The sequence below is a fragment of the Citrobacter sedlakii genome (assembly GCF_018128425.1).
GTDB classification, from domain to species: Bacteria; Pseudomonadota; Gammaproteobacteria; order Enterobacterales; family Enterobacteriaceae; genus Citrobacter_A; species Citrobacter_A sedlakii.
On record NZ_CP071070.1, the window covers coordinates 2,153,898 to 2,179,178 of the forward strand.

Consider the following 25,281-nt stretch of genomic DNA (forward strand, 5'->3'; position numbering starts at 1 on the left):
TTTACCCTCTTGCCGCCAGTGCGGTGACTCGGTCATAAGCGGAACCACTGCGCAGAACGTCCAGGACAGTTTGCGCATTAGCTTTCAGATCTTCTTCACCATGCAGTCGCATCAGCATCGCGACATTTGCGGCGACAGCAGCCTCGTGCGCGGCTTCGCCTTTACCTTGTAGCAAGCGTGTCAGAATGTCACGGTTTTCTTCCGGCGTCCCCCCCGCCAGTTGTTCCTGATGGTACGGCGTCAGGCCGAAGTCTTCCGCGGTGAGCTGATAACTTTTGATTTCGCCGTCATGGAGTTCCGCCACGATCGTCGGCGCATGCAGGGATACTTCGTCCATGCCGCCGCTGTGCACCACCGCCGCGCGCTGATAACCCAACACGCGCAGCGTTTCGGCGATCGGCAGCACCAGTTCCGCGCTGTAGACGCCGATCAGCGCCAGGGGCGGATGCGCCGGGTTAATCAGCGGGCCGAGCACGTTAAACAGCGTACGGGTTTTCAACTGCTGGCGTACCGGCATTGCATGGCGGAAACCGGTGTGGTATTTCGGCGCGAACAGAAAGCAGACACCGAGCTCGTCCAGCGCCTGACGCGATTTGTCGGCATTCATGTCGAGGTTGATGCCGAAGGCGGCCAGCAGATCCGACGACCCGGATTTACTGGATACGCTGCGGTTGCCGTGTTTAGCGACTTTCAGGCCACACGCCGCCGCGACAAACGCGCTGGCTGTAGAAATATTAATGCTGTTGCTACCGTCGCCGCCGGTCCCCACGATATCCGCGAACGGATAGTTCGGGCGTGGGAACGGGGCGGCGTTTTCCAGCAGGGCTGTGGCCGCGCCGGCAATCTCCAGCGGATGTTCGCCGCGAATTTTCATGCTGACCAGCGCCGCCGCCAGCTGTTCTGGTTTCAGTTCACCGCGGACGACCGCAGAGAAAAGCTGATGGCTTTCCTGCTGGCTCAGGGTTTGCGCCTGATACAGTTTTTCCAGAACAGGCTGCAGCGTATTGGTTGGCTCCAGCTTCTGTTGCGCCCAGGCCAGCGTTTGCTCGAGCAGCAACGCGCCCTGGGTGGTGAGGATCGACTCCGGGTGGAACTGAAAACCGCAGACCCGGTCAGCATCGTGACGGACCGCCATCACCATGCCGTTAAAATGCGCGTTAATGGTCAGCCCCGCCGGGACATTACTGCCCACCAGCGAATGGTAGCGCGCCACTGGCAGCGGGTTGCTCAGACCGGCAAACATTGCCTGCCCGTCGTGCTCAATGCTCGACGCTTTACCGTGAAGAATCTCACCGGCCTGACCGACATAGCCGCCGTAGGCTTCCACAATCGCCTGATGCCCAAGGCAGATGCCAATGATCGGCAGTTTACCGCGCAGACGCGTCAGCAGTTCTGGCATGCAGCCCGCTTCGCTCGGCGCACCCGGCCCCGGAGAGAGCATCAGCACCGGATTTTTCATGGTGGCGAGGCGGTCAATCAGGGTCTGAGCCGGGATATGGTTACGGTAAATCACTACGTTATGGCCGTTGGTACGCAGCTGATCTGCCAGGTTATAGGTAAATGAATCAATGTTATCGAGCAGCAGAATATCAGCCATCAGAACGTCTCCTGTGCGTGATGCGCGGTCGCGATGGCACGCAGAACCGCGCGCGCTTTATTACGGGTTTCATCGGCTTCAGACTGCGGAACCGAATCCAGCACGATGCCGGCACCCGTCTGCACGGTGGCGATCCCGTCTTCAACCAGGGCCGAACGAATCACGATGCAGGTATCCAGATCGCCGTGAGCCGTAAAATAGCCTACGGCGCCGCCGTAGCTGCCGCGTCGCTGTCCCTCGGCGTCGGCAATCAGCTGCATGGCCCGTACCTTCGGCGCGCCGCTCAGGGTGCCCATGTTCATACAGGCACGATAGGCATGCAGCACGTCGAGATCGCGGCGTAGCTCGCCGACGACGCGGGAAACCAGGTGCATCACGTATGAATAGCGATCGACTTTAGTCAGGTCGGCAACATAGCGGCTGCCCGGCGTACAAATGCGAGCGAGGTCATTACGCGCCAGATCCACCAGCATCAGGTGTTCGGAAAGCTCTTTATGATCGGTGCGCATTTCAAGCTCAATACGGCTGTCGAGGTCGCGGTCCAGCGAACCGTCGGCGCGACGGCCACGCGGACGTGTACCGGCAATCGGGTAAATTTCAATCTGACGACTGGTAGCGTCATATTTCAGTGAGCTTTCAGGTGAGGCGCCAAACAGGGTGAAATCATTGTCCTGCATAAAGAACATATACGGGCTGGGGTTGCTTTTCTTCAGCACGTAGTAGGCTGCCAGCGGCGACGGGCAGGGCAGCGAAAAACGACGGGAGGGCACGACCTGGAAAATTTCGCCAGCGCGAATGGCTTTTTGCATCGTGCGCACCACGGCGCCAAATTCTTCATCGCTCTGATTACACTCGCAGCGCATTTGCGCCACGGAGACCACCGGTAACGGCGGCGCGGGTTCGTTGAGCTGCTGGCTCAGATGCGCCAGACGCGCGTTAAGCCGCTGCCGTTCGTTGTCATCGCAGGTGAACAGGCTGGCCTGAATGCGGGTGCTCTTTTTCTGATGGTCGATCACCATTAATGTTTCCGCCAGATAGAAGCAGTAGTCCGGGCAGCGGTTATTTGCCTCAAGCTGCGGTAAATCTTCAAACCCCGCGACCAGATCGTAAGCAAAGAGGCCGCCGAAGAACATGGCTTCGCGTTCTTCTGCCGGAACGGTCACCAGCGTCTGCAGAATGCGAAACGCGTCAAAGACCGACAGTGAGCACAGCCTGGCGTCTTCATCGAGTAAGGGACTGACGGAAGGGAAGCGAAGCAGGCGGCCATCCGGCAGCGGGGCATTCTCCACGCCTGCGGGCAGGGCGGTATCCATCAGGTTCAGCAACGCGGCGCCGTTCGCGGATAACGCCTGTAACGTGACAGTGTCACCCATTGCGGTGATGCGTAGCGCGCTGTCAACCAGTAGCAGGCTTTTTAAATCGTTTTTGCTGTCAATATCCGCGGACTCCAGCAGCAGCGTCGCTGGCCGGTTGCCGCAAACCTGATGAAACAACGCCGTGGGGTTCTCGCGGTACGCGGCGTCGCAGGTAATCAGCTCAAGGGTAGGTTTTGATGTCTGCATTGTTGTTCTCATTAATTTTGCTCAAAAAAAAGCCCGCTTGCAGGCGGGCCGGGTATCTGGGTGCGGTTAGCATGCACAAGTACACTGCCCGAAGTCAGGAAGTGCGCCACCAACCGTGAAGAATGAAGCATGCTTGCATTGTGATACCCTTTTCTAAGTGAACTTTCGTACTAGTTAACTAGTTCGATGGCATATTGTCAATACCTGATTTCAGTTAATTTGCTGAAACCGTTATGATGCGCAGGCAAGTCCATTTATATGAAGACGGGAGTTCGCCTTGAGCGACACGAATTACGCAGTGATTTACGATCTGCACAGCCATACCACGGCGTCCGACGGACGATTGACGCCGGAAGAATTAGTCCACCGGGCTGTCGAGATGCGCGTTGGCACGCTGGCGATTACCGACCATGACACCACAGCCGCGATCCCGGCGGCAAGCGAAGAAATTTCACGATCAGCCCTGCCGCTGACCCTGATCCCCGGCGTTGAGATCTCCACGCTGTGGGAGAATCATGAGATCCATATTGTTGGCCTGAATATTGACATCGCCCACCCGGCGATGTGCGCGTTTCTGGCGGAACAAACCGAACGCCGTCAGCAGCGGGCAAAGCGCATTGCCGAGCGTCTGGAGAAAGCCCACATTCCCTGCGCATGGGAAGGGGCGCTGCGCCTTGCTGACGGTGGCGCGGTGACACGGGGGCATTTTGCCCGCTTCCTCGTGGAGTGCGGCAAAGCGACGACCATGGCCGATGTCTTCAAAAAGTATCTTGCGCGAGGGAAAACCGGATACGTTCCGCCGCAGTGGTGTACAATAGAACAAGCTATTGATGTCATTCATCATTCCGGCGGTAAGGCGGTGCTGGCTCATCCGGGGCGGTATAACCTTAGCGCCAAGTGGCTGAAAAGACTGATGGCGCATTTTGCTGGCCATCGCGGCGACGCGATGGAGGTTGCGCAATGCCAGCAGTCTCCCAACGAGCGAACGCAACTGGCCACCCTTGCCCGTCAGCATCAGCTATGGGCATCGCAAGGGTCTGATTTTCATCAGCCGTGCCCGTGGATAGAGCTGGGACGTAAGCTCTGGCTGCCGGCTGGCGTGGAAGGCGTCTGGCAGTTGTGGGAACAGCCACAGAACACCACAGTGAGGGAAGTATGAGTCAGTTTTTTTATATTCATCCTGATAACCCGCAGCAGCGCCTGATTAATCAGGCCGTTGAAATTGTCCGCAAAGGCGGGGTGATTGTTTATCCTACCGATTCCGGCTACGCGCTTGGTTGTAAAATTGAAGACAAAGGGGCGATGGAGCGCATTTGCCGAATTCGCCAGCTGCCGGACGGCCATAACTTTACTCTGATGTGTCGCGACCTGTCGGAATTGTCGACCTATTCGTTTGTCGATAACGTGGCGTTTCGCCTGATCAAGAACAACACGCCGGGGAACTACACCTTTATTCTGAAAGGAACGAAAGAGGTGCCGCGGCGCCTGCTGCAGGAAAAACGCAAAACCATCGGTTTGCGCGTGCCGTCGAACCCCATCGCACTTGAGCTGCTGGAGGCGCTCGGCGAGCCGATGCTCTCTACCTCGTTGATGCTGCCTGGCAGCGAATTTACCGAGTCCGATCCGGAAGAGATCAAAGACCGCCTCGAAAAACAGGTGGACCTGATTATTCACGGCGGTTATCTGGGACAGCAGCCGACCACGGTGATTGATTTAACCGACGATGCGCCCGTGGTGTTGCGTGAAGGGGTTGGAGACGTTAAACCTTTCTTATAAGGTCGCAAGTCTGTATACTACGCGGCCTTTAAATGGCGCTTAACGGCGCCGTTAATTCTCCTGTTCGACGCCTGTGAAGGCGACACCTGAAGGAAGCTCTATGAGCGAAAAGTTACAAAAAGTGCTGGCGCGCGCCGGCCACGGCTCTCGCCGTGAAATCGAATCCATTATCGAAGCAGGCCGCGTGAGTGTTGACGGCAAGATCGCGACGCTTGGCGATCGTGTTGACGTCACCCCGGGTTTGAAGATCCGTATCGATGGGCACCTGATTTCGGTAAAAGAGTCCGCGGAACAAATCTGCCGTGTGCTGGCTTACTACAAGCCGGAAGGCGAACTCTGTACCCGCAACGATCCGGAAGGGCGTCCGACCGTGTTCGACCGTTTACCCAAGCTGCGCGGCGCGCGCTGGATTGCGGTAGGACGACTGGACGTGAACACCTGCGGTTTGCTGCTGTTTACGACCGACGGTGAACTGGCGAACCGTTTGATGCACCCGAGCCGTGAAGTCGAGCGTGAATATGCGGTCCGCGTCTTTGGCCAGATCGATGACGCGAAAATTCGCGATCTCAGCCGCGGCGTTCAGTTGGAAGACGGTCCGGCAGCGTTCAAAACCATCAAGTTCAGCGGGGGCGAAGGCATTAACCAGTGGTATAACGTCACCCTGACTGAAGGACGCAACCGTGAAGTGCGCCGCCTGTGGGAAGCGGTGGGTGTGCAGGTAAGCCGTCTTATCCGCGTACGCTACGGCGATATTCCGCTGCCAAAAGGCCTGCCGCGTGGCGGCTGGACCGAGCTGGATCTGGCGCAAACAAACTATCTGCGTGAGCTGGTAGAACTGCCGCCGGAAACCACTTCAAAAGTGGCGGTAGAAAAAGACCGTCGTCGCATGAAGGCCAATCAGATTCGTCGTGCGGTGAAGCGTCATAGCCAAATGAGCGGCGGTCGTCGTTCAGGTGGACGGAACAATAACGGCTGATTGCCTGTCGCTATGCCGGAGGGCGTCTACGTCGCCTTCCGGTTCCTTTACCTAGTAATCAATACCCGTCTGAGCTTTGACGCCCGCTTCGAAGGCATGCTTCACCGGACGGAGTTCGCTGACGGTATCGGCCAGTTCGAGAATATCCCGATGACAGCCGCGCCCGGTAATGATCACCGTCTGCTGATGGGGTCGGTCATTCAGCGCCGTAATCACCTCATCCAGTGGTAGATAATCATAGGCCACCATATAGGTCAGCTCGTCGAGAACTACCATATCCAGCGTAGGGTCCGCCAGCATTCGCTTACCGTGTTCCCATACCGCCAGACAGGCGGCGGTATCTGATTCGCGGTTTTGCGTTTCCCAGGTAAACCCGGTCGCCATCACCTGAAACTCGACGCCATGAGGTTCAAGCAGGTTACGTTCGCCGTTCGGCCAGGTGCCTTTGATAAACTGTACGACGCCCACCTTTTTACCATGCCCGACGGCGCGGGTTGCCGTACCGAACGCGGCAGTGGTTTTCCCCTTACCATTACCGGTAAACACGATAATAATGCCGCGCTCTTCCTGCGCCTGGGCGACGCGGGCGTCAACTTTGTCTTTTACCCGCTGCTGGCGCTGCTGATAGCGTTCTTCACTCATTGCGCGATTCCTGGTTTACGGCCCGGTTGGGCGTCGAAGGTCATGCCGGTTTTACGACGGCTGTCGTCGCCCATCAGCCACAAATACAGCGGCATAATGTCGGCGGGAGTTTTGAGTTTTTGCGGATCTTCCGTCGGGAAAGCGCTGGCGCGCATGCCGGTGCGGGTACCGCCAGGATTGATGCAGTTAACGCGCAGGGAACGGTTTTGATATTCATCAGCCAGCACCTGCATCATCCCTTCGGTGGCGAATTTGGACGTGGCATAGGCCCCCCAGTTCGCTCGTCCCTGGCGGCCCACGCTGGAAGAGGTGAAAACCAGCGATCCGGAATCCGACTTGAGTAATAAAGGAAGCAACGCCTGGGTGAGCATAAACGTCGCGTTGACATTGACCTGCATAACCTGCTGCCAGACCTGTGGGTCCTGTTCGCTCATGGGACAGATGTCTCCCAACAATCCCGCGTTATGCAGCACACCATCCAGTCGCGGATACTGTCCGGCAATGCGCTGTGCAAGCTGGTGACAGTCTGCGGCGGTACAGGTTAACAGATCGAGCGTGAACCACTGCGGCTGGCTGCCCGTTTCAGTGGCAATCAGGCCTGCGACGTGGCGTAATTTCTCCTCATTGCGGCCAAGCAGGATAACGCTTGCGCCGAAACGGGCGTAGGTCAGGGCGGCTTCACGGCCAATGCCATCGCTGGCCCCGGTGACCAGAATAATGCGGCCCTGAAGAAGATCGTGTTTGGGTTGATAATGCATGGCTACTCCTCGGCGACATGCGTGGCCGCTCTGCTTCTCGTTGACTTTTCGGGTTTATGCCTGAATCTCCGCCATAATTCAATCAGCCTGGGGCGATAACGCCTTAAAATGAACACTTTGTCATACTTTTTTCCCTCGCGACATCCAACGAGACGACGCATGACGCCTGTTGTACACTGAGCCGAAGCAAAGTTATTTAACCAAGGTGGGTCGTGTGGAATTGTTGTCTGAATATGGGCTATTTCTTGCCAAAATCATCACCATTGTTGTTGCTGTCGCCGCTATTGCCGCCATTATTGTGAACGTTGCCCAGCGCAAACGTCAGCGTGGCGAATTGCGGGTGACCAATCTCAGCGAGCAGTATCAGGAGATGAGGGATGACCTGGCGATGGCGCTGCTCGACGGTCATCAGCAAAAGCTGTGGCATAAAGCGCAAAAGAAAAAGCGCAAGCAGGAAGCGAAAGCGGCAAAGGCGAGAGCAAAACAAGGCGAAACGCGGGACACCGACAAGCCGCGCGTCTGGGTGCTTGATTTCAAAGGCAGTATGGATGCTCACGAAGTTAACGCCTTGCGTGAAGAGGTGACGGCGGTGCTGGCAGTGGTAAAACCGCAGGATCAGGTGGTTTTGCGCCTGGAAAGCCCTGGCGGCGTGGTGCACGGCTACGGCCTGGCCGCGTCGCAATTACAGCGCTTGCGCGATAAAAACATCCCGTTGACGATTGCGGTCGACAAAGTGGCAGCAAGCGGCGGCTATATGATGGCCTGCGTGGCGGACAGGATCGTCTCTGCGCCGTTTGCCATCATAGGATCTATTGGGGTGGTCGCGCAGATCCCTAACTTCAACCGTTTTCTGAAAAGCAAAGACATTGATATTGAACTGCACACCGCGGGGCAATATAAGCGCACCCTGACGCTGTTAGGAGAAAACACCGAAGAAGGGCGACAGAAATTCCGTGAAGACTTAAACGAAACACACCAGTTGTTTAAGGTGTTTGTCCATCGTATGCGTCCGACTCTGGACATTGAACAGGTGGCCACCGGAGAGCACTGGTACGGTGAGCAGGCGCTGGAGAAGGGGCTTATTGATGAAATCAATACCAGCGATGACGTGATCCTGAACCTGATGGAAGGACGCGACGTGCTGTACGTGCGCTATCTGCAACGCAAAAAGCTAATGGACCGTTTCACCGGCAGCGCGGCGGAAAGCGCTGACCGCTTACTGATGCGCTGGTGGCAGCGCGGACAAAAACCTCTGATGTAAACATCCCGTACCGGCTGGCGCTGTTTCGCCCTGAATGGCGATATGCGCAGCGCCAACCGGTCGCACTGCGCCAGGGTTAATCAATCAGGTGATATTTCTCAGAAAGCACATGGGCCAGATGTTTAAACATATTAAACACGGCGGTGCTTTTCGGCGTCGGTAAGCCTTGTTCGTCTAAAAAATACTCCCCGCTGAAGACTAACACGCCATTTCGCTGCGTTACGCCGGTGGCTTCAATCCCCGCCAGCGTGTCCTCATGCTCACGAATGATTTTATTGGCTTCTTTCAGCAGCGTTTCGCGATCGATCGGTTGCGTCTCTTTATGCATTTTTTACTCCTTAAACAAGAACATTAGTCTACGCCGGGCGCCGCTTATGGGCAAATATTCGCTGATAAAGTCCAGGGTCTTGTCAACCTTCGCTGACTGGCGAGTTTTGGTTTTGCATGCTAATAAAGTTGCGTAACGAATTTTATCAGGTACAGTGTGACGCTTTCGTCAATCTGGCAACAGATTTGCTTGACATTCGACCGAAATTCCGTCGTGCTATAGCGCTTATGTGCGAAAAAACCTGTTAACTCAGTCACCTGACTATTTAGTGCACAGAGTCAGTACAAGGGGTTGATATCCGCAGACGCAGGGACCATATCCGTGTCTCGTCGCCAGTGGAAGGTGAATCAACGTGCGACGCATTCCTGGAAGAATCAAATTAGGTAAAGGTGAATATGGGTAAAGCTCTTGTCATCGTTGAGTCCCCGGCAAAAGCCAAAACGATCAACAAGTATCTGGGTAGTGACTACGTGGTTAAGTCCAGCGTGGGTCATATCCGTGATTTGCCGACCAGTGGCTCAGCAGCTAAAAAGAGCGCCGACTCTACCTCCACCAAAACGGCTAAGAAGCCTAAAAAGGATGAACGTGGCGCGCTCGTCAATCGCATGGGCGTTGACCCGTGGCACAACTGGGACGCGCATTACGAAGTGCTGCCTGGTAAAGAGAAGGTCGTCTCTGAATTAAAACAACTGGCTGAAAAAGCCGACCACATCTATCTCGCAACCGACCTTGACCGCGAAGGGGAAGCCATTGCCTGGCACCTGCGGGAAGTTATCGGTGGCGACGACGCGCGCTACAGTCGCGTGGTGTTTAACGAAATTACCAAAAATGCGATTCGTCAGGCGTTTGAGAAGCCCGGCGAACTGAATATCGATCGTGTTAACGCCCAGCAGGCGCGTCGCTTTATGGACCGCGTGGTGGGGTATATGGTGTCCCCGCTGTTGTGGAAAAAGATCGCCCGCGGCCTTTCTGCCGGTCGCGTACAGTCTGTCGCAGTGCGTCTGGTTGTCGAGCGTGAACGCGAAATCAAAGCGTTTGTTCCGGAAGAGTTCTGGGAGATCGACGCCAATACCAACACGCCATCCGGCGATGCGCTACCGTTACAGGTGACTCACCAGAGCGACAAACCATTCCGCCCGGTTAACCGTGAGCAGACGCATGCCGCGGTTAGCCTGCTGGAAAAAGCGCGTTATACCGTTCTCGAACGTGAAGACAAACCGACCAGCAGTAAACCCGGCGCGCCGTTTATCACCTCCACCCTGCAACAGGCGGCAAGTACCCGTCTGGGCTTTGGGGTGAAGAAAACCATGATGATGGCCCAGCGCCTGTATGAAGCCGGTTACATCACCTACATGCGTACTGACTCTACCAACCTGAGCCAGGACGCGGTGAACATGGTTCGCGGTTATATCAGCGACAACTTTGGCAACAAATATCTGCCTGAGAAACCGAATCAGTACGCCAGTAAAGAAAACTCACAGGAAGCGCATGAAGCGATTCGTCCTTCCGATGTGTCGGTTCTGGCCGACACGCTGAAGGATATGGAATCTGACGCGCAGAAGCTGTATCAGCTGATCTGGCGTCAGTTTGTCGCCTGTCAAATGACGCCAGCCCAGTATGATTCCACCACGCTGACCGTCGGCGCCGGTGACTTCCGCCTGAAAGCGCGTGGACGTATCCTGCGCTTCGACGGCTGGACAAAAGTGATGCCGGCGCTGCGTAAAGGTGATGAAGACCGTACGTTGCCAGCGGTGAACAAAGGTGACGAATTGTCTCTGGTTGAACTGGTTCCGGCACAGCATTTTACTAAGCCACCGGCCCGCTTTAGCGAAGCCTCGTTGGTTAAAGAGCTGGAAAAACGCGGTATTGGTCGTCCTTCTACGTATGCGTCAATCATTTCAACCATTCAGGATCGCGGCTATGTGCGCGTTGAAAACCGCCGTTTCTACGCGGAAAAAATGGGTGAAATCGTTACCGATCGTCTGGAAGAAAACTTCCGCGAACTGATGAACTACGACTTTACCGCGCAAATGGAAGACAGCCTGGATCAGGTGGCTAACCATGAAGCGGAATGGAAAGCGGTGCTGGACCACTTCTTCAGTGATTTTACTCAGCAGTTAGACAAAGCGGAGAAAGATCCGGAAGAAGGGGGTATGCGTCCGAACCAGATGGTGTTGACCAGCATCGACTGCCCGACCTGTGGCCGCAAAATGGGGATCCGTACGGCCAGTACTGGCGTGTTCCTCGGCTGCTCCGGTTACGCGCTGTCACCGAAAGAGCGCTGCAAAACGACCATTAACCTGGTGCCGGAAAACGAAGTGCTGAACGTGCTGGAAGGCGACGACGCGGAAACGAATGCGTTACGCGCCAAACGTCGCTGTAAGAAGTGCGGCACGGCGATGGACAGCTACCTGATCGATCCGAAGCGTAAGCTGCACGTCTGCGGTAATAACCCGACCTGCGACGGCTATGAGATTGAAGAGGGCGAGTTCCGCATCAAAGGCTATGACGGCCCGATCGTCGAGTGTGAGAAATGTGGTTCCGAAATGCACCTGAAGATGGGGCGTTTTGGTAAGTACATGGCTTGCACCAACGATGAGTGTAAGAATACGCGTAAAATTCTGCGTAATGGTGAAGTGGCGCCGCCGAAAGAAGATCCGGTTCCGCTGCCTGAACTACCGTGTGAAAAGTCGGATGCGTATTTTGTGTTGCGTGACGGCGCGGCCGGGGTTTTCCTTGCTGCCAATACGTTCCCGAAATCCCGCGAAACGCGCGCGCCGCTGGTGGAAGAGTTGTATCGTTTCCGCGATCGCCTGCCGGAAAAACTTCGCTATCTGGCCGACGCGCCGCAGCAGGATCCGGAAGGCAACAAAACGCTGGTACGCTTTAGCCGCAAAACCAGGCAGCAGTATGTTGCGGCGGAAAAAGACGGGAAGGCGACCGGCTGGTCTGCGTTCTTCGTTGACGGTAAATGGGTTGAAGGGAAGAAGTAATTCCCTGTTAATTGCCCGGTAGCGCTGCTGTTTACCGGGCCTGCAAGCGGGTCACGTTCCACAGGTCTGTTACGCAGCTGCGCAACGGATAAACCGCCTGGACAGCCATCTCTAACAGGGTCGTGTTTGCGACCCTGTTTTTTTATTCCTTTCTTATTAATTTTTCTTCCTGTCTATACACCAATGCTATAAATGATATAGTGGTTATAGTTAACGGCTTTTTTATTATTAAATCGTATTAGCAGTGCGTGTCGCTGCGTAAAGACGATGACCTGATGGCGCTAATCTGGATGGTTTAACATGAAATTACAGCAGCTTCGCTACATTGTTGAGGTGGTTAATCACAACCTGAACGTCTCTTCAACTGCGGAAGGACTTTATACTTCACAACCGGGTATCAGTAAGCAGGTGCGGATGCTGGAAGACGAGCTGGGCATCCAGATTTTTGCCCGTAGCGGCAAGCATCTGACCCAGGTGACGCCAGCGGGGCAGGAAATTATCCGCATCGCACGTGAAGTGCTCTCGAAGGTTGACGCCATCAAGTCGGTTGCCGGTGAACATACCTGGCCGGATAAAGGCTCGCTCTATATCGCCACCACCCATACCCAGGCACGCTACGCGCTACCCGGGGTGATAAAAGGGTTTATCGAGCGTTATCCACGCGTATCGCTGCATATGCATCAGGGATCGCCGACTCAGATTGCGGAAGCCGTCTCTAAAGGTAACGCCGATTTCGCCATCGCTACCGAAGCCCTCCATCTGTATGACGATCTGGTGATGCTGCCTTGCTATCACTGGAACCGTTCGATTGTGGTGACGCCTGAACACCCGCTGGCGAATAAAGCCTCGGTCTCGATTGAAGAGCTGGCGCAGTATCCGCTTGTCACCTATACCTTCGGCTTTACCGGACGCTCCGAGCTGGATACCGCATTTAACCGGGCGGGGCTGACGCCGCGGATCGTCTTTACTGCCACCGATGCCGACGTCATTAAAACCTACGTTCGTCTGGGGCTGGGCGTTGGGGTGATTGCCAGCATGGCGGTGGATCCGGTTTCCGACCCGGATCTCGTGCGCGTCGATGCGCATGATGTCTTTAGCCACAGCACGACAAAGATCGGTTTCCGTCGCAGCACCTTCCTGCGCAGTTACATGTATGATTTCATTCAACGCTTTGCGCCGCACCTGACGCGTGATGTCGTTGATACCGCGGTGGCATTACGTTCGAATGAAGAGATTGAAGCCATGTTTAAAGATATAAAGCTGCCGGAAAAGTAATCAAACGGGATATTGGTTTCGGGATTTTTTATCAGCAAGAAACAGCGAAAGTTTTAATTAAATCACATTTTTCTTTTATTCTTAATTTCGGGAATTATTAACCCTGGTATTGCCAGGGTTAATGCCTCATAAAGTAGTGTCTTATTACCCGCCCCGCAAACTTCGTATTTCAATTATTTATTTTTGATCAAAAGATTGATTTATTCACGACAAACGATTCGTAAATTCACTGGATTTTTGACTAAAGTTTGATTAGGATTTGTCTCATCTGATGATTAATTGTACCGATTGTTTGGTGCCAGAATGATAAGTGATGTCGATTGTATGAGGTTAGCAATGCCGTCTGAAAACCAGGAACCACGTCGGGACCCTGAACTGAAACGCAAAGCGTGGCTTGCGGTTTTTCTGGGCTCAGCGCTGTTCTGGCTGGTCGTCGGCCTGCTGATCTGGAACGCCTGGGGGTAAAGATGAGGGTTCGCGGACAGCAACACACGTCGCTACCGACATGTCAGCCTTGTGACAATACCCGGAAAAGCAAAAGTGTGCGTGTGAAGACAAGCCCTGAAAACTGGAAACTCACGCAACAGCAGCAGGCATTTATTGATTCCTTTGCTGAAGACGATAAACGAAAACAATAATCGACACCATTCTTAATTAGCGCGCAATTTTAAGCACGCTATTAACAGGCGCAATGCCTTTTCTTTTACACCACAGCAATAAGACGTTGAGAATGACTCAACATAACGTGTCAGATAAAAGTTGGTGTAGCCTATGCTTACTTCAAACATGAAATACTGGTCCTGGATGGGCGCATTTTCCGTATCGCTGCTCTTCTGGGCTGAACTGATCTGGATCGTTGCCCGTTAACGATAACGCCAGAGACGCTAAACGCTATCTGGCATCCCTGTTCGATCATGGCCATAAACCTCGCTGCGGCGAGGTTTTTGTTTTCTGCAACGTCGCCTCTCTGCAAGGTTTCTCCTCTTTTATCTATTTGGGTTGTTATCAAAACGTTACAGCTTGTTTGTGTTATCTTTAATATTCACCCTGAGGAGATTCAGGGCATCGCAACCCCGTCATAAAGGAGGAGCTATGTCGTCAACCCTACGAGAAGCCAGTAAGGACACGTTGCAGGCCAAAGACAAAACCTACCATTATTACAGTCTGCCGCTGGCTGCAAAATCACTGGGCGATATCACCCGTCTGCCCAAGTCGCTCAAAGTTTTGCTGGAAAACCTGCTGCGCTGGCAGGATGGTGATTCTGTTACCGAAGAAGATATCCAGGCGCTGGCAGGTTGGCTGAAAAATGCCCATGCTGACCGCGAAATTGCTTATCGTCCGGCGCGCGTGCTGATGCAGGATTTCACCGGCGTGCCCGCCGTCGTGGATCTCGCGGCAATGCGCGAAGCGGTTAAACGCCTTGGCGGCGATACCGCGAAAGTGAATCCGTTGTCACCTGTCGATCTGGTGATTGACCACTCCGTCACCGTTGACCATTTCGGCGACGATGACGCATTTGAAGAAAACGTGCGCCTTGAAATGGAGCGTAACCATGAACGCTATATATTCCTCAAGTGGGGGCAACAGGCGTTTAGTCGCTTCAGCGTGGTGCCGCCGGGAACGGGGATCTGCCATCAGGTGAACCTGGAGTATCTCGGCAAAGCGGTCTGGAGCGAGCTGCAAAACGGTGAATGGGTCGCTTATCCGGATACGCTGGTCGGTACGGATTCCCACACCACCATGATCAACGGTCTCGGCGTGCTCGGTTGGGGCGTCGGGGGTATCGAAGCCGAAGCCGCGATGCTCGGACAACCGGTGTCGATGCTGATCCCGGATGTCGTGGGCTTTAAGCTCACCGGCAAACTGCGTGAAGGGATCACGGCGACCGACCTGGTGTTAACCGTCACGCAGATGCTGCGTAAACACGGCGTGGTCGGTAAATTTGTCGAATTCTATGGCGACGGTCTGGATTCCCTGCCGCTGGCGGACCGCGCCACCATCGCCAACATGTCGCCAGAATATGGCGCCACCTGCGGCTTCTTCCCGATTGATGCCGTCACGCTTGACTACATGCGTCTGAGTGGTCGGACGGAAGATCAGGTTGAACTGGTAGAGAAATACGCCAGGGCGCAGGGCATGTGGCGTAATCCTGGCGACGAGCCGGTATTTACTAGCACGCTGGCGCTGGATATGAACGACGTGGAAGCCAGCCTTGCCGGGCCGAAACGGCCTCAGGATCGTGTCGCTCTCGGCGATGTTCCAAAAGCGTTTGCCGCCAGCAGCGAGCTGGAACTGAACACCGCGCAAAAAGACCGCAAGCCAGTCGAATATGTGCTGAACGGTCAGCAATATCAGTTACCGGACGGCGCGGTGGTCATTTCAGCGATCACTTCCTGTACTAACACTTCCAACCCGAGCGTGCTGATGGCCGCTGGCCTGTTGGCGAAAAAAGCGGTTACGCTGGGGTTGAAACGCCAGCCGTGGGTAAAAGCGTCGCTGGCGCCCGGGTCGAAAGTGGTGTCGGATTATCTGGCGAAGGCGAAACTGACGCCGTATCTGGACGAACTGGGTTTTAATCTGGTGGGGTACGGCTGTACGACCTGCATCGGTAACTCGGGGCCGCTGCCGGAGCCTATCGAAACGGCCATCAAGCAAGGCGATTTAACCGTAGGCGCTGTGCTTTCCGGCAACCGTAACTTTGAGGGGCGTATCCATCCGCTGGTGAAGACCAACTGGCTGGCCTCGCCGCCGCTGGTGGTGGCTTACGCATTGGCGGGCAATATGAATATCAATCTTGCTACCGATCCGCTGGGCCACGATCGCAAAGGCGATCCGGTGTATCTGAAAGATATCTGGCCGTCGGCGCAGGAAATCGCTCGTGCGGTGGAACTGGTGTCCTCGGAAATGTTCCGTAAAGAGTATGCGGAAGTGTTTGAAGGAACGGAAGAGTGGAAGGGGATCCCTGTCGAACGCTCTGACACCTACGGCTGGCAGGATGACTCTACCTATATCCGGCTCTCGCCCTTCTTTGACGAGATGCTGGCGGAACCGGCGCCGGTCACCGACATTCACGGCGCACGGATTCTGGCCATGCTCGGCGATTCCGTGACCACTGACCATATTTCCCCGGCGGGAAGCATTAAAGCGGACAGCCCGGCAGGCCGTTATCTGCAAAGCCATGGGGTTGAGCGGAAAGACTTCAACTCCTACGGATCGCGACGCGGAAACCATGAAGTGATGATGCGCGGCACGTTTGCCAATATTCGTATCCGCAATGAAATGGTGCCCGGCGTGGAAGGCGGAATGACGCGGCATCTGCCTGGAACGGATGTGATGTCTATCTATGATGCGGCGATGCTGTATCAAAAAGAGAACACGCCGTTGGCGGTGATTGCGGGTAAAGAGTATGGTTCCGGATCCAGCCGTGACTGGGCGGCGAAGGGGCCGCGTTTGCTGGGGATCCGCGTGGTGATCGCTGAGTCCTTCGAGCGAATTCACCGTTCTAACCTGATCGGGATGGGGATTCTGCCGCTGGAATTCCCGCAGGGCGTCACGCGTAAAACCCTGGGACTGACTGGGGAAGAGGCGATCGACATCGCGGATCTGCAGAACCTGAAACCGGGCGCCACGGTGCCAGTGACGCTCACGCGTCCGGACGGTAAACAAGAAGTCATACCGTGTCGCTGCCGTATCGATACCGCCACCGAGTTAACCTACTACCAAAACGACGGCATCTTGCATTATGTTATTCGTAACATGCTGATGTAAAAACTAAAAAGCCTGCATGTGACGTGCAGGCTTTTTCAATGTGCGTCACCAGCGGCTACCCGCAAGGCAGTGACAACGCATTGGGTTATTTATCCAACAAATGCCCCATCTTGGCAGCTTTGGTGTCCAGATAATGGGCATTATTCGGGTTACGCCCCACGATCAGCGGTACGCGTTCCACAATATTGATTCCCGCTTCGGTGAGGATTTCCACTTTCTTCGGGTTATTGGTGAGCAGACGAACCTCATCGACGCCAAGCAGCTTGAACATATCCGCACAAAGGGTGAAATCACGTTCGTCGGCGGCAAAGCCCAGCTGGTGGTTGGCTTCTACGGTGTCATAGCCCTGATCCTGCAGCGCATAGGCGCGAATTTTATTCAGCAAACCAATATTACGTCCTTCCTGACGGTGATAAAGGAGGATCCCACGGCCTTCTTCCGCAATATGCGCCAACGCCGCTTCCAGCTGGAAACCACAGTCGCAGCGCAGACTGAACAGAGCATCGCCTGTCAGGCATTCTGAATGGACACGCGCCAGAACCGGCGTCTGGCCTGAAATATCACCATACACTAACGCTACGTGATCGTGTCCGGTTGCCAGTTCTTCAAAACCCACCATCAGGAAATCGCCCCATGGGGTTGGCAGTTTGGCTTCTGCCACTCGTTTAAGCTGCATGTGTTTCTCCAGATAATGCTGGCACGTAATGGCGTGCCGTTGCCTGTTGGCTTATGCGTTTATTTTGCCATAAGGCGACGGCGTTCACCTAATCGCTGCCGTGTAATCGGGCGGGGAATGGCACAAATCTGTCAATTTTCCCGTACTGAGCTTTTTTCAGTTATGATTATGAAACTTATCGTTAAAAGAGGTGTTCATGCTGTCGATTGCAAAACGTACTGCAACTGGTGCGGGATTATTGCTGGTTATGCCCATCGCCGTATGGGTTTCTGGATGGCGCTGGCAGCCGGATCACGGTGGCGGGTGGTTGAAAACGCTGTACTGGATAACCGAAACGGTAACTCAACCCTGGGGAATCATCACGCACGTTATACTCTGCGCCTGGTTTCTGTGGTGCCTGCGTTTTCGTCTTAAGGCAGCGGTGATGCTCTTTGCTATTCTCGCAGCGGCGATCCTGGTGGGGCAGGGTGTTAAGTCGTGGGTTAAAGAGAAAGCCCAGGAGCCGCGTCCTTTCGTTATCTGGCTGGAAAAAACGCACAATATACCGGTCGATGAGTTCTACACTTTAAAACGTAAGGATCGTGGGAATCTGGTGAAGGAGCAGCTCGCGACGCAGGAGAATATTCCGCTGTTTTTGCGTCAGCACTGGCAAAAAGAGACCGGCTTCGCATTTCCTTCCGGACATACCATGTTTGCCGCAAGCTGGGCGCTGCTGGCTGTGGGCCTGTTGTGGCCGCGCAGACGTACCGTCACGATTGCGATACTGCTGGTCTGGGCAACAGGGGTAATGGGGAGTCGCCTGCTGTTGGGGATGCACTGGCCGCGTGATTTGGTGGTTGCAACGCTGATTTCATGGGCGCTGGTAACCGTCGCGACCTGGCTTGCGCAGCGGATTTGCGGCCCGCTTACGCCGCCGCCGGAAGAAGAGCAGGAGATTGCGCAACGTGAGCAGGAAAGCTGATCGCGGTTGAATTTCCGTCATTAGCCCTCAAATCCCTGTATGGCCTGACGCTTTTCCATTTCGCACACGCCGTGAAAATGGTAATTTAAAAGGCTAAATGCGAAACGTTGAACACGATTTATTCGCTTAAACCACATAACGGGAAGTAATGTGAAATATTTACTCATTTTCTTACTGGTGTTGGCGATTTTTGTTATCTCGGTAACATTAGGCGCGCAGAATGATCAGCAGGTGACGTTTAATTACCTGCTGGCGCAGGGGGAGTACCGTATCTCTACCTTGCTGGCTGTGTTGTTCGCCGCTGGTTTCGCTATCGGTTGGTTGGTCTGCGGCCTTTTCTGGCTGCGGGTTCGTGTTTCCTTAGCGCGCGCTGAACGTAAAATTAAACGCCTGGAAAACCAGCTTACGCCTGCCACTGACGTGGCGGTCGCGCCGGGTGCACCGGTCGTGAAGGAATAATCGTTTATGCTGGAGTTGTTGTTTCTGCTGTTGCCTGTCGCGGCCGTCTATGGCTGGTACATGGGCCGCAGAAGTGCGCAACAAACAAAACAGGAGGAGGCTAACCGTCTGTCTCGCGATTATGTCGCGGGGGTTAACTTCCTTCTGAGCAACCAACAGGATAAAGCGGTGGATCTGTTCCTCGATATGTTGAAAGAGGATACCGGCACCGTTGAAGCGCATCTCACCCTCGGGAACCTGTTCCGCTCTCGTGGCGAAGTCGACCGCGCTATTCGTATCCACCAGACGCTCATGGAAAGCGCCTCGCTGACCTATGAACAGCGCTTGCTGGCCGTTCAGCAGTTGGGCCGCGACTACATGGCCGCCGGGTTGTACGACCGGGCGGAGGATATGTTCAATCAGTTGACCGACGAAACGGATTTTCGTGTCAGCGCGCTGCAACAACTCCTGCAGATTTATCAGGCCACCAGCGACTGGCAGAAGGCAATCGATGTTGCAGAGCGTCTGGTGAAGCTGGGCAAAGATAAACAGCGGATCGAAATTGCCCATTTCTATTGTGAACTGGCGTTGCAGCAAATGGGCAGCGACGATATGGATCGGGCGATGGCGCTGTTGAAAAAGGGCGCCGCTGCGGACAAAAACAGCGCCAGGGTGTCTATCATGATGGGGCGCATCTGGATGGCGAAGGGCGACTACGCCAGGGCGGTGGAGTCACTCCAGCGGGTTATTGCGCAGGATAAAGAACTGGTCAGCGAAACGCTGGAAATGCTGCAGACATGCTACCAGCAACTAGGCAAAAATGACGAATGGGCGGAATTTTTGCGGCGCGCAGTCGAAGAAAACACCGGCGCTGCTGCCGAGCTGATGCTTGCCGATATTCTTGAAGCCCGGGAAGGTCATGATACCGCGCAGGTCTATATTACCCGTCAACTGCAGCGCCACCCGACGATGCGCGTTTTCCATAAGCTTATGGACTACCATCTTAATGAGGCGGAAGAGGGGCGCGCAAAAGAGAGCCTGATGGTGCTGCGCGACATGGTGGGCGAGCAGGTGCGCAGTAAGCCGCGCTACCGCTGTTCGAAGTGTGGGTTTACCGCGTATACGCTGTACTGGCACTGTCCATCCTGTCGCGCCTGGTCAACGATCAAGCCGATACGCGGCCTTGACGGTCTGTAATTATTAAAAAAAACCGACTTTAGTTACAACATACTTTTCTGCTTTTACTTGCCACTCCTCCGGCATCGCTGCGCTGAGGCGTTACAGAGGAGTAAAAGGCGTCTGTTAATTTCGCCTTTCGGCAGGTAGAATGCACGCCGTTTACCCATTTTCCCCCTCGCAAAAGGTCTGGTTATGACGGTTACTGCATCATCTACATCCCGCGCTGTTACTGATTCTCCCGTGGTTGTCGCTCTCGATTATAATAACCGTGACAAAGCCCTGGCATTTGTTGACCGTATCGATCCGCGCGACTGTCGCCTGAAGGTCGGTAAAGAAATGTTCACGCTGTTTGGCCCTCAGTTGGTTCGCGACCTTCAGCAGCGTGGCTTCGATATCTTCCTCGACCTGAAATTTCATGATATCCCGAACACCACCGCTCATGCGGTTGCCGCTGCGGCAGATCTGGGCGTGTGGATGGTAAACGTCCATGCGTCGGGCGGTGCGAGAATGATGACCGCCGCTCGCGAGGCGCTGTTGCCGTTGGGCAAAGATGCGCCATTGCTCATCGCCGTGACTGTGCTGACCAGTATGGAAGCCAGCGATCTGGCCGATATTGGCGTGACGCTGTCGCCCGCCGAGCACGCGGAGCGTCTGGCGGCGTTGACCCAGAAATGCGGTCTGGATGGCGTGGTGTGTTCCGCGCAGGAAGCGGTGCGCTTCAAACAGGCGTTTGGCGGCGCGTTTAAACTGGTCACGCCGGGGATTCGGCCGCAGGGTAGCGACGCAGGCGATCAGCGCCGCATTATGACGCCAGAACAGGCTTTAGCCGCAGGGGTGGATTTTATGGTCATCGGTCGTCCTGTTACTCAGTCCGCCGATCCGGCGCAGACATTAAAGGCGATCAATGCATCACTGAAGGCGGGGGAGTAAATGAACGATTCGAACAGCCGGCTGGTCTATTCAACAGACAGTGGGCGCATTACTGAGCCGAAAACCGCACCCGTACGGCCAAAAGGCGATGGCATTGTTCGTATCCAGCGCCAGACCAGTGGCCGGAAGGGCAAAGGGGTTTGTCTGATTACCGGCATTGATCTGGATGATGCAGCTCTGAACAAACTGGCCGCTGAGCTAAAGAAAAAGTGTGGCTGTGGCGGGGCGGTTAAAGAGGGCGTTATAGAAATTCAGGGCGACAAACGTGATTTAATTAAAACGCTGCTGGAAGCCAAAGGCATGAAGGTCAAACTGGCAGGCGGATAATGAAAAAGCCACGACAGAAATATCGTGGCTTTATAATTAATCGTTTACTAATGTGTAGCTCAGACCAGAAAAGATAATCGTATTATTATATCGAGCCGGTCAACCGTAGATATTTTACGATTATTTACCTACCTGATGGCCGATAACACCACCGACAGCGGCGCCGCCCAGCGTGCCCAGCGTGCTGCCATCAGTTAACACTGCGCCGCCTAATGCGCCGGCACCCGCACCGATAGCGGTGTTACGGTCACGTTTGGACCAGTTAGAGCAGGCGCTCAGAGACATTGCCAGAGTAATTGCCAGAACCGCGGCGGTCATTTTTTTGCTCGTTACTAACATAATACTTTCTCCTGAATTAACGATTCACGAAAGTTAGTTCTTTTTAACTATAGTTTACATATCCAGTCTTCGAAGAACATTCGTGAAACTTTATTGCGCAGGGTAATATCACGCAGGTGATAGTCACTTCCTGTTATATCGCTAATAATAATTTTACCTCGTCTGTCCGCAGGCAACAGGTAAATAGTCTTAATTCAGGTGTCGGAATTGTCTCAAGCGCAAATGATTTGCAGCGACAAATCATTTGCCCACCGATGCGCTAAGCCTCAACAATATTTACATGCAACCCTTTTTGTTCCATCAGCAGGCGATCGTCCCCGCTGATGCCGGAATCAGTGATGACCCGACTAAAGCGCTCAACGGGTCCCAGAGTATAGGGATGGACCACGCCGAATTTCGAACTGTCGGTCAGAACAATGGCTTCCGAGCCTTTTTCCAGTACTGCATTGACTACATCCGCACGCATCATATCGCGTCCGGTAAACCCGGTATCTGCCAGCCAGCCATCGATGCCGATAAACGCTTTACTGAAATGGACCTGCTGGATGAACTGGCGGGTCAGAGGGCCGACCATGCTTTCGCTTTTTTTCTGGTAAATGCCGCCAAGCAAAATAACCTCGCAAGGCGTCTCCTTTAACAGGTGAGCGATATAACTGCTTACCGTAATGATGGTGACATTTTTTTGCTCGGCCAGCGTTCTTGCTAACAGGGCATTACTGCTGCCGTTTTCAATAAATACCGTTTCGCCGGGATTTACCAGTGAAGCGGCAAACTCGGCAAGCTGACGCTTAAGGGTGAAGTTGGTCATCATTCTTGTTTCGACGTCTTCACTGTCCAGTGAAACCGCGAAGCCGTGGGCACGACGCAAATAGCTTTGCTTTTCCAGGGTATTGAGATCCTGGCGAATGGTCACTTCAGAAACACCGGTGATTTTTGCCAGTTCGGAAACGCTCATCTGGCCTTTATCGATCACCATCTGCAAAATCGATTGTTGTCGGGAATTCATAGTATTCGTTTTAATTGAGGTATGTATACCGGGGTTTAAAAACAGGCGGCGATGGCTCGCTCAGGTCGCCACCGCTTTCACAACGCGCGTAAAGGTCAGATCTCCCACGGCGCTTTGGGTTTGCCTGGCGATGACCCGGTTTCATCCTGCGCCAGGCTAAGTAATTCCGCTTTAAGTATTTCAAGATTGTGGATGGCGGAGTGGTAGTCGCCGGCGACCAGGATATCCAGCACGGTATCAATACGTTCGGCAACCCGTTTGGCGTCGATATCTGACATGGGGGATCCTTCGTGAGTAAGAGTATGGATTCAATGATGCAAAAAATGGCGACAAAAGAGAAGGGAAAATTACGCCGCGGCAGGATAACCGATATCAAGATATATTCTGCCATAACAGGCAGATACGGCGTGATTTCCTGCCGGTCAGCGCTGTGTTTTGTTGCGCCAGCGTTTGTACCAGCGTTCAAATGCCGCGGCGGGCATCGGCTTTGCAAATAAAAATCCTTGTCTTTCATTGATACCGTTTTTAGTCAGGAACGCGTCCTCTTTGGCGCTTTCCACCCCTTCGGCGATGACCTGAAGGTTGAGCGCCTGCGCCACGGCGACGATGGCGCGTACCATGGACTGGGAAGCGGTTTTTTTATGAATATCTCTGACGAACATGTGATCCAGCTTGATAGCGTCAATCGGAAAACGCGTCAGTTGTGAAAGCGACGAGTAGCCGGTACCGAAATCATCAAGATGAACCTGAGCGCCCAACTGGCTAAACTGCTCAATGACCGACAGGGCCAGCGTCTCGTTTTCAATCAGGCAGCTTTCCGTTAACTCAACGTCGATCGGGCAGTATTCGAAATTCAGCTCGTGTAAAACCTGTCTGAGGTCGGTGAAAATCGTCTGGTCGGCAAGCTGACGCGCCGAAATATTAACCGCCACGCGCAGGTGAATGCCTTTATCGCGCCATTTTGCCACCTGGCGCACCACATCGAGCAGCACCCACCGTCCAAGCGGTACAATCAGTCCCGACTCCTCGGCATAGGAGATAAACTCTCCTGGCGAAATCAAACCGCGCTCCGGCGACTGCCAGCGCACCAGCGCTTCAAGGCTGCGTACTTCACCGCGCCAGGTAATCTTTGGCTGATAATGGATCAGTAGCTGATCGTTTTCGAGCGCTTTGCGCAGATGCGTATCGAGCCAGAGGTATTCAAAGACCCGCTCATTCATTTCCGGTGAGAAGACGCAGAACTGACCGCGGCCGCCTTCTTTAGCTGTGTACATGGCGGTATCGGCATTGCGGATCAGACTGTCGCTGTCCTCGCCATGCAAGGGCGCCATCGCGATGCCCACGGAGCAGCCGGTATAGACCTCGATCAGACCGATGCGAAAGGGCTGGCGAAGGCGGGTCAGAATACGCGACGCGACGGCCTCAAGTGCCCCCTGAGAGGTGTGGGTGGCAAGCAGAATGAATTCGTCGCCGCCCAGCCGCGCCAGCAACTGGTTTTCTTCCATACAGCTCAGCAGAGCCAGGGAGACCGCCTGTAATAGCTGGTCGCCGAACATATGCCCATAAGCGTCGTTCACCTTTTTAAAATTATCCAGATCAAAATACACGATCCCGACCTGACCTGCGTGCGCATCCCCGACAGCGTCGTTGATCAGCTCATGGATGGCGTTGCGGTTAGGCAGTCCGGTGATAGTGTCAGTATTCGCCAGTACTCGCAGACGCTCCTGGGCGCGCCGCTCTTCGGTAATGTCGGTACCTGAACAAATGAGAAATATTTCATTCTTCCCGCTACCGCTATGGACGAACTTATTGCGAAATAAAAACAGACGCTGACCCTGGCGGGTTTTTACCCACCGTTCGACCTCATAAGAATTTCCGTTACGAAAAAAGCCGCTGATATTGCGTCGCGAAGCAGCGGCTTCACGGCGGCTCATAAACAGCCTGAAGACGCTCTGACCAATGACATCCTGCTCTTTAAGTCCGGTATATTCTTCGCACAGGCGGTTGAAGCGCTGAATATTGCCGCGGCTGTCAAGGATCACGATGACCGAATTCGCTTCTGAAACCACCTGTTCGGCGAAGGACAGCCCCTTAGCCAGATCGCGCGCGACGGAGGGCGTGTCATGCCAGGCTGAGGCACTGCCTGCCCACTCGTGCTTATTGATTTTCCGACCCACCAGATGTATCTGCACCTCGCTGCTCTCGAGGGGTAACGTAATCAACAGGCTGGACGTGATAACGGTCATTTCGCGAATTCGTGCGGCCTGCCCGGGAGCGAGCGCAAGCGCCTCATCATGTTCTGCGGCTTCGGTAAGTGATAAATGCAGTACGTCGGCATCATCTGACAAGCGCCAGTAAGGACAGTGTGTGCCCAGAAAACGATACAACGTCGCGGATTCCCGACTCTCTTTCATGTTGCGCACCATCCCGTTTGACCGCCCGAACTTCGCAATGGAAAGGTTAACAGCGATAAATACAGGGTTTACCGT

26 protein-coding genes and 1 other annotated feature are annotated in these 25,281 nt (G+C 54.4%); of the genes, 15 read left to right on the plus strand and 11 right to left on the minus strand.

Annotated elements, in window-relative coordinates; translation table 11 throughout:
• Position 1: 1 nt before the first annotated feature.
• From trpD to trpL, 3 genes are all read right to left on the minus strand, one after another.
• On the minus strand, positions 2-1,597 hold the full coding sequence (gene trpD, locus JY391_RS10310) for a bifunctional anthranilate synthase glutamate amidotransferase component TrpG/anthranilate phosphoribosyltransferase TrpD (protein WP_042283463.1): 1,596 nt from the start codon (positions 1,595-1,597) through the stop codon (positions 2-4).
• Positions 1,597-3,159 carry an anthranilate synthase component I gene (gene trpE, locus JY391_RS10315; protein WP_211935683.1) on the minus strand — a complete coding sequence of 521 codons (1,563 nt, stop codon included), beginning with the start codon at positions 3,157-3,159 and terminating at the stop codon, positions 1,597-1,599. The genes trpD and trpE overlap by 1 nt, the downstream gene beginning before the upstream one ends.
• 23 nt (positions 3,160-3,182) lie before the next feature.
• Positions 3,183-3,277: a sequence feature (Trp leader region), on the minus strand.
• On the minus strand, positions 3,254-3,298 hold the full coding sequence (trpL, locus tag JY391_RS23985) for a trp operon leader peptide (protein ID WP_120714939.1): 45 nt from the start codon (positions 3,296-3,298) through the stop codon (positions 3,254-3,256). (Overlaps the previous feature by 24 nt.)
• Before the next feature lie 138 nt (positions 3,299-3,436).
• On the opposite strand from trpL, the gene rnm reads away from it, so the two are divergent.
• The 3 genes from rnm (at position 3,437) to rluB (ending at position 5,911) form a co-directional block, all read left to right on the plus strand.
• Positions 3,437-4,318 carry an RNase RNM gene (rnm, locus tag JY391_RS10325; RefSeq protein WP_211935684.1) on the plus strand — a complete coding sequence of 294 codons (882 nt, stop codon included), beginning with the start codon at positions 3,437-3,439 and terminating at the stop codon, positions 4,316-4,318.
• The gene (locus JY391_RS10330; protein ID WP_042283457.1) at positions 4,315-4,935 is read left to right on the plus strand and encodes an L-threonylcarbamoyladenylate synthase; all 621 of its coding nucleotides are present in this window, start codon (positions 4,315-4,317) and stop codon (positions 4,933-4,935) included. The genes rnm and JY391_RS10330 overlap by 4 nt, the downstream gene beginning before the upstream one ends.
• A gap of 100 nt (positions 4,936-5,035) precedes the next feature.
• The gene (rluB, locus tag JY391_RS10335) at positions 5,036-5,911 is read left to right on the plus strand and encodes a 23S rRNA pseudouridine(2605) synthase RluB (protein WP_042283455.1); all 876 of its coding nucleotides are present in this window, start codon (positions 5,036-5,038) and stop codon (positions 5,909-5,911) included.
• 51 nt (positions 5,912-5,962) lie between these two features.
• On the opposite strand, the gene cobO is transcribed toward rluB, so the two are convergent.
• Both cobO and JY391_RS10345 read right to left on the minus strand, forming a co-directional pair.
• Positions 5,963-6,553 carry a cob(I)yrinic acid a,c-diamide adenosyltransferase gene (gene cobO, locus JY391_RS10340; RefSeq protein WP_211935685.1) on the minus strand — a complete coding sequence of 197 codons (591 nt, stop codon included), beginning with the start codon at positions 6,551-6,553 and terminating at the stop codon, positions 5,963-5,965.
• Positions 6,550-7,311, minus strand: coding sequence for a YciK family oxidoreductase (locus JY391_RS10345; RefSeq protein WP_060571297.1), 762 nt, complete (start codon positions 7,309-7,311; stop codon positions 6,550-6,552). Before JY391_RS10345 ends, cobO begins: the two co-directional genes overlap by 4 nt.
• Before the next feature lie 214 nt (positions 7,312-7,525).
• On the opposite strand from JY391_RS10345, the gene sohB reads away from it, so the two are divergent.
• A complete protein-coding gene (gene sohB, locus JY391_RS10350; protein ID WP_211935686.1) occupies positions 7,526-8,572 on the plus strand; it encodes a protease SohB in 1,047 nt (348 codons plus the stop codon).
• A gap of 76 nt (positions 8,573-8,648) precedes the next feature.
• Here the strand turns inward: sohB and JY391_RS10355 are convergent, their stop codons facing one another.
• A complete protein-coding gene (locus JY391_RS10355) occupies positions 8,649-8,900 on the minus strand; it encodes a YciN family protein (protein ID WP_042283446.1) in 252 nt (83 codons plus the stop codon).
• 395 nt (positions 8,901-9,295) lie between these two features.
• Here JY391_RS10355 and topA point away from each other — a divergent pair, with 395 nt between their 5' ends.
• The 6 genes from topA (at position 9,296) to acnA (ending at position 16,936) form a co-directional block, all read left to right on the plus strand.
• Positions 9,296-11,893: a type I DNA topoisomerase gene (gene topA, locus JY391_RS10360; protein WP_181823096.1), complete on the plus strand. Its 2,598-nt coding sequence runs from the start codon at positions 9,296-9,298 to the stop codon at positions 11,891-11,893.
• Between the two features lie 300 nt (positions 11,894-12,193).
• Positions 12,194-13,168, plus strand: coding sequence for an HTH-type transcriptional regulator CysB (cysB, locus tag JY391_RS10365; RefSeq protein WP_042283442.1), 975 nt, complete (start codon positions 12,194-12,196; stop codon positions 13,166-13,168).
• Between the two features lie 324 nt (positions 13,169-13,492).
• Positions 13,493-13,633 (plus strand): YmiA family putative membrane protein, encoded by a 141-nt coding sequence (locus JY391_RS10370; protein WP_217997760.1) that lies wholly within the window; start codon positions 13,493-13,495, stop codon positions 13,631-13,633.
• A gap of 2 nt (positions 13,634-13,635) precedes the next feature.
• Entirely contained in the window at positions 13,636-13,806 is a 171-nt protein-coding gene (locus JY391_RS24090) for a YciX family protein (protein WP_491536922.1), read from the plus strand.
• Between the two features lie 133 nt (positions 13,807-13,939).
• On the plus strand, positions 13,940-14,035 hold the full coding sequence (ymiC, locus tag JY391_RS10375; RefSeq protein WP_131729056.1) for a small membrane protein YmiC: 96 nt from the start codon (positions 13,940-13,942) through the stop codon (positions 14,033-14,035).
• A 225-nt stretch (positions 14,036-14,260) separates the two neighbouring features.
• Entirely contained in the window at positions 14,261-16,936 is a 2,676-nt protein-coding gene (acnA, locus tag JY391_RS10380) for an aconitate hydratase AcnA (RefSeq protein WP_211935687.1), read from the plus strand.
• 85 nt (positions 16,937-17,021) lie between these two features.
• On the opposite strand, the gene ribA is transcribed toward acnA, so the two are convergent.
• On the minus strand, positions 17,022-17,612 hold the full coding sequence (gene ribA / locus JY391_RS10385; protein WP_060571293.1) for a GTP cyclohydrolase II: 591 nt from the start codon (positions 17,610-17,612) through the stop codon (positions 17,022-17,024).
• A 196-nt stretch (positions 17,613-17,808) separates the two neighbouring features.
• On the opposite strand from ribA, the gene pgpB reads away from it, so the two are divergent.
• The 5 genes from pgpB to yciH all read left to right on the plus strand — a co-directional run bounded on the left by pgpB (position 17,809) and on the right by yciH (position 21,447).
• A complete protein-coding gene (gene pgpB, locus JY391_RS10390) occupies positions 17,809-18,573 on the plus strand; it encodes a phosphatidylglycerophosphatase B (protein WP_211935688.1) in 765 nt (254 codons plus the stop codon).
• Between the two features lie 150 nt (positions 18,574-18,723).
• Positions 18,724-19,032, plus strand: coding sequence for a LapA family protein (locus JY391_RS10395; protein WP_205612083.1), 309 nt, complete (start codon positions 18,724-18,726; stop codon positions 19,030-19,032).
• A 6-nt stretch (positions 19,033-19,038) separates the two neighbouring features.
• Positions 19,039-20,208, plus strand: coding sequence for a lipopolysaccharide assembly protein LapB (gene lapB / locus JY391_RS10400; protein ID WP_042283429.1), 1,170 nt, complete (start codon positions 19,039-19,041; stop codon positions 20,206-20,208).
• A 174-nt stretch (positions 20,209-20,382) separates the two neighbouring features.
• Positions 20,383-21,120, plus strand: coding sequence for an orotidine-5'-phosphate decarboxylase (gene pyrF / locus JY391_RS10405; RefSeq protein WP_199957688.1), 738 nt, complete (start codon positions 20,383-20,385; stop codon positions 21,118-21,120).
• The gene (gene yciH, locus JY391_RS10410) at positions 21,121-21,447 is read left to right on the plus strand and encodes a stress response translation initiation inhibitor YciH (protein ID WP_199957689.1); all 327 of its coding nucleotides are present in this window, start codon (positions 21,121-21,123) and stop codon (positions 21,445-21,447) included.
• Positions 21,448-21,567: 120 nt separating this feature from the next.
• Here the strand turns inward: yciH and osmB are convergent, their stop codons facing one another.
• The 4 genes from osmB to pdeR form a co-directional block, all read right to left on the minus strand.
• Positions 21,568-21,786: an osmotically-inducible lipoprotein OsmB gene (gene osmB, locus JY391_RS10415; protein ID WP_042283417.1), complete on the minus strand. Its 219-nt coding sequence runs from the start codon at positions 21,784-21,786 to the stop codon at positions 21,568-21,570.
• Positions 21,787-22,045: 259 nt separating this feature from the next.
• The gene (yciT, locus tag JY391_RS10420; protein ID WP_042283414.1) at positions 22,046-22,792 is read right to left on the minus strand and encodes a DNA-binding transcriptional regulator YciT; all 747 of its coding nucleotides are present in this window, start codon (positions 22,790-22,792) and stop codon (positions 22,046-22,048) included.
• Positions 22,793-22,887: 95 nt separating this feature from the next.
• Positions 22,888-23,070: a YciZ family protein gene (locus JY391_RS10425; protein ID WP_200033356.1), complete on the minus strand. Its 183-nt coding sequence runs from the start codon at positions 23,068-23,070 to the stop codon at positions 22,888-22,890.
• Between the two features lie 144 nt (positions 23,071-23,214).
• Positions 23,215-25,206 (minus strand): cyclic di-GMP phosphodiesterase, encoded by a 1,992-nt coding sequence (pdeR, locus tag JY391_RS10430; protein ID WP_211935689.1) that lies wholly within the window; start codon positions 25,204-25,206, stop codon positions 23,215-23,217.
• Positions 25,207-25,281 lie beyond the last annotated feature (75 nt).